This window comes from Campylobacter concisus (assembly GCF_002912425.1).
Lineage (GTDB): Bacteria > Campylobacterota > Campylobacteria > Campylobacterales > Campylobacteraceae > Campylobacter_A > Campylobacter_A concisus_AH.
Genome location: NZ_POYR01000157.1, coordinates 1 through 4,004, shown reverse-complemented (window position 1 = coordinate 4,004; position 4,004 = coordinate 1). Strand labels below are relative to the sequence as shown.

Genomic DNA, 4,004 nt, shown 5'->3' with positions numbered 1-4,004 from the left:
CTATAAGTTGGCTTGAGATATTGCTATTGTTATATGCTTCAGCCTCTCTTCTGTTTAAGGTGTTTTCATTTACCTTATCAAATACTGCCTTAAAAGAGAGAGTTACCTTTTTCATATACTCTTCTTCGCTTTTTTTGATCTTCTCCATATCATTTGGCTGCTTAGCATAAGCATTTACATGAGAGAAATTTGTCTTAAATAACTCTTCGTATTTGGTGTAGTTATCAAGATAGTTGGTGTCATCTTGATAGGCGATCTCTTTAAATTCTTCCCTTTTTTGCTCTATGTTGTCTATATATTTTTTATCTATCCTTGCAAATGGGGATAAATTTAAAATAAGAGTTGATCTATTGTTTTCTTTATTGATGTTTATGCTGTACTGGCTGTAATCCTTAATAGGACTTAGGGTTTTTATGTCGGTGAATTTTTGTTTTACTAGGTTGGGGTTGTTGGGTCTTTGCATTGTGGTAGCCTATTATGAAATGGGATTTGGCTCCGTTTGGAGCCATAGATATTAAATTTATTCTCTAATCCTTTATATTATGCTCTTTGGCATAGCTTAGGATCTTTTGCCTAAGATCTTCAGGAAAGCTATCTCTATACATCACTGGTGTTAGAGGGTTTAGCTTTTTATCTAATTTACCAGCCTCATATAGTCTTGTTAGCTCTTCTGGTGTGTTGTAGTATGGTGCATTTGGATAGCCATCTGGTGGGGTTAGGGACATTATTTTAGCTTCTAGGAGGGTGGAGTCGATGTAGAGGTCTATGTCTCTATCTTCGTAATTAGCAGGATAGCCTTTTTCAGAAAAAATCTCCGCATATTCTGGCAGTTCTTTTTTGACATAAGAGATAAATTCTTCTCTTGTAGTCTCGTTTGCATCTAGGTCTCTAGGGTCTAGTAGTTTTCCTTTATCTTCTACGAGTTCTCTTAAAACTCTATGCATTGAACCTGTAGGGTTAATCACTATCCCATTTCTATTAAAATCCATCACAAAATAGCTCCCTACTATCTCATCAAGATAAGGCATCATTCCATATTCATCTAGTGGGGGATTTTTAGCTAGTCTTCTAAATTTTTCAGCCATTTGTAAATTTTTGTTTAGACCTATATCATAAGTAGTGTATTCAAATAAATCACCTAGAAATTTTAAAGCCTTTGTTACTCCTAGCTGGGCTGCTAAGAAAATTCTTTGATAATCCCTTGCTTTAAACCCAGCTTCATTTCCATATGAAAATCCCATAGGATCTCCAAGTATTCCTGCACACATTCCCCACTCTGCCGAAAAGAGCATTGATTTTAATGTACCTTTATGAGCATTTACTTCATCATAAATTTCAGCATACTCTGGCTTTGTTAGTTTGCCATTACTATCTACTCTACCTATTGCATCTTCTGGTATATCTATCATAGTGCATTTTAGATTACTTCTTTTTACGAGATAGATATATCTATCTCTCTTATCTTTTAAGCTTTCATAGTAGGCTTTTTCTGTTTTAGTCCATGGAGCTATCTTAGTAGAGCTTGGTTTATAGCTAATATCTAGCCATGGTTTAAATGATAAATAATCTGTTTGACCTAGAGAATTTGGTTTAGGGTTATAGTATAGGGGTTGATAGTTTTTATATGGAGATGAGTCGAGGATGGAGCGAGCTTCAAGGAGCATTTTAGATTTTTCCTCAAAATATTTTGTTGTATTGTCATCTTTAGTTTTAGGCACAATTAAATTTGTACTTTTGTCAAACCAAACTTCTTCTCCATTTGGCGCTATAACCGTATATGTATTAGTGTTATCCATTAAATTTTCTTTACTCATTAAATTTCCTTTGTTTATTATTAATAGTGATCCTGCTACTAAAAGAGCTATGATTATAAATATTATCTTCTTCATATCTTATCCTATGTATAGACCATCTTCCATTACTATGGTAGTGGCTAGACGACCGACAAGTCTTGGGGGTATCGTTTCTTTAGTTCTTTTTCCGTGCTCTATCTTACACCCCACATATATACCCTTTATGTTATTGTTGCCAATAGTATCAAGAGCTTCTACTAGATCTCTTGAGAGGTTGCGATGAGTATTGCCATAGTTGGTGTTAAAAATTCCTAGTCTAAGCATATATATAATCTTTGCAGCTTCTTGATAGGCATCTATGGCATAAGAGAAGCTCTGTCTATCTTGACCATTACCTTTAAAGTAGACATCGTAAATTTCCTTCTCCTCTTTAACATCCAAATTTAGCTCCCTTATCTCTACATCAGATTCAGTGTATCTACTTCTAGCATAGTTAAAATACCTTGCATCTATCTCATTACCAGATCCTCTTAGCTCATCTAAGCATAGATAGGTACTAAGGTTATTTAGTGCTAGTTTAGAAGCTAGGTTAAAAGATAGTTTGTTTTTCTTATGGTCTATGTCGTAGTATATAAATGAGTTATAGTCTAGTCCTCCACTACTTATATTAGCTCCTAGAAATAGTCTATTTAAATTTAGACTTATATAGTTTTGATAGATCATTACTGGATAGTAGCAATAGCTATTTGTACTATCTTTATCATAGGCTTCTTTTATAGACATAGGTTTATATGAGATATTATTTAGTGCGTAAGCTTCATTAAATTTATATGTGTATCTTGTGTGCATTATCTCTTTATAGTTCTCTTCTAGTTTTTCATATGAGGTTTTCCAAAGTTCTACTATACCTTTAAGAAAAGCTACTCCCACATCTTTGCCTAGTGATTTACCATAATCTTTTAGTATGTTTCTTATGGCTTCGACATCTTTTGGGTTAAACATATAAGTTTGTTTCATAAAAGCAAAGCTTCTCATGCTATTCCAGATGATACTTATGTTATAACGACCTATTAGGAGACGGAGTTTGGCTCCGTTTGGAGCCATAGATATTAAATTTATTCTTTAATCCTTTATATTATGCTCTTTAGCATAGCTTAATATCTTTTGCCTAAGATCTTCAGGGAAGCTGTCTCTATATATGACTGGTGTTAGAGGATTTAGCTTTTTATCTAATTTACCAGCCTCATATAGTCTTGTTAGCTCTTCTGGTGTGTTGTAGTATGGTGCATTCGGATAGCCCTCTGGTGGGGTTAGAGACATTATTTTGGCTTCTAGGAGGGTGGAGTCGATAAAAAGAGAAAGTGTTCTATCATCCCAATCTTTAGGAAATCCTGGAAGCTCTAGTCTATCTTGAAATTTAGGGAGTTCACTTTTGACATAAGAAATAAATTCTTCCCTTGTAGTCTCATTTGCGTCAATGTCTCTAGGATCTAGTAGTTTGCCTTTATCTTCCACAAGCTCTCTTAGGTCTTTATACAAAGAGTTATCTGGCATTGCAGCCACCCCACCCCTATTAAAATCCATCACAAAGTAATTTCCTACTATCTCATCAAGATAAGGCATCATGCCATATTCATCTAGTGGGGGATTTTTAGCTAGTCTTCTAAATTCTTCAGCCATTTGTAAATTTTTGTTTAGACCTACTAAATAGGTTGAGTATTCAAATAAATCTGCTAGTCCTCCTAAAGCTTCTTTTTTACCAAGCTGTGCTGATAGAAACATTGATTGATATGCTCTTGCTTTAAATCCTGCATAGCCCAATCCAACTCCCCTTGAAAACCCAGCTGTATTTCCTAATACTCCAGCACATATATTCCACTCAGCTGCAAATAGTTCTGATTTTAGAGTTTTTCTATTAGAGCTTACTTCATCATAAATTTCAGCATACTCTGGCTTTGTTAGTTTGCCACTACTATCTACCCTACCTATGGCATCTTCTGGGATATCTATCATAGTGCATTTTAGATTACTTCTTTTTACTAGATAGATATATCTATCTCTTTTATCTTTTAAGCTTTCATAGTAAGCTTTTTCTGATTTAGTCCAAGGTGATAGTTTATTTGAGCTTGCTTTATAGCTAATATCTAGCCATGGTTTAAATGAAAGATAGTCTGTTTGACCTAGAGAATTTGGTTTAGGGTTATAGTATAG

Annotated in this window: 4 protein-coding genes; all 4 read right to left on the bottom strand. The window is 34.3% G+C overall.

All coding sequences use genetic code 11. The annotated features are described in order from the left end of the window. Positions 1-463: hypothetical protein (locus tag CYP84_RS08570; protein ID WP_141089206.1), on the bottom strand; the 463-nt coding region annotated here is incomplete at its 3' end. Positions 464-527: 64 nt separating this feature from the next. Next, on the bottom strand, positions 528-1,889 hold the full coding sequence (locus tag CYP84_RS08565) for a thioredoxin reductase (RefSeq protein WP_103618088.1): 1,362 nt from the start codon (positions 1,887-1,889) through the stop codon (positions 528-530). A gap of 3 nt (positions 1,890-1,892) precedes the next feature. Further along, positions 1,893-2,828, bottom strand: coding sequence for a hypothetical protein (locus tag CYP84_RS08560; RefSeq protein WP_180996404.1), 936 nt, complete (start codon positions 2,826-2,828; stop codon positions 1,893-1,895). Between the two features lie 87 nt (positions 2,829-2,915). Beyond that, positions 2,916-4,004, bottom strand: a 1,089-nt coding sequence (locus CYP84_RS08555; RefSeq protein ID WP_103637270.1) for a thioredoxin reductase, incomplete at its 5' end; no start/stop codon positions are given.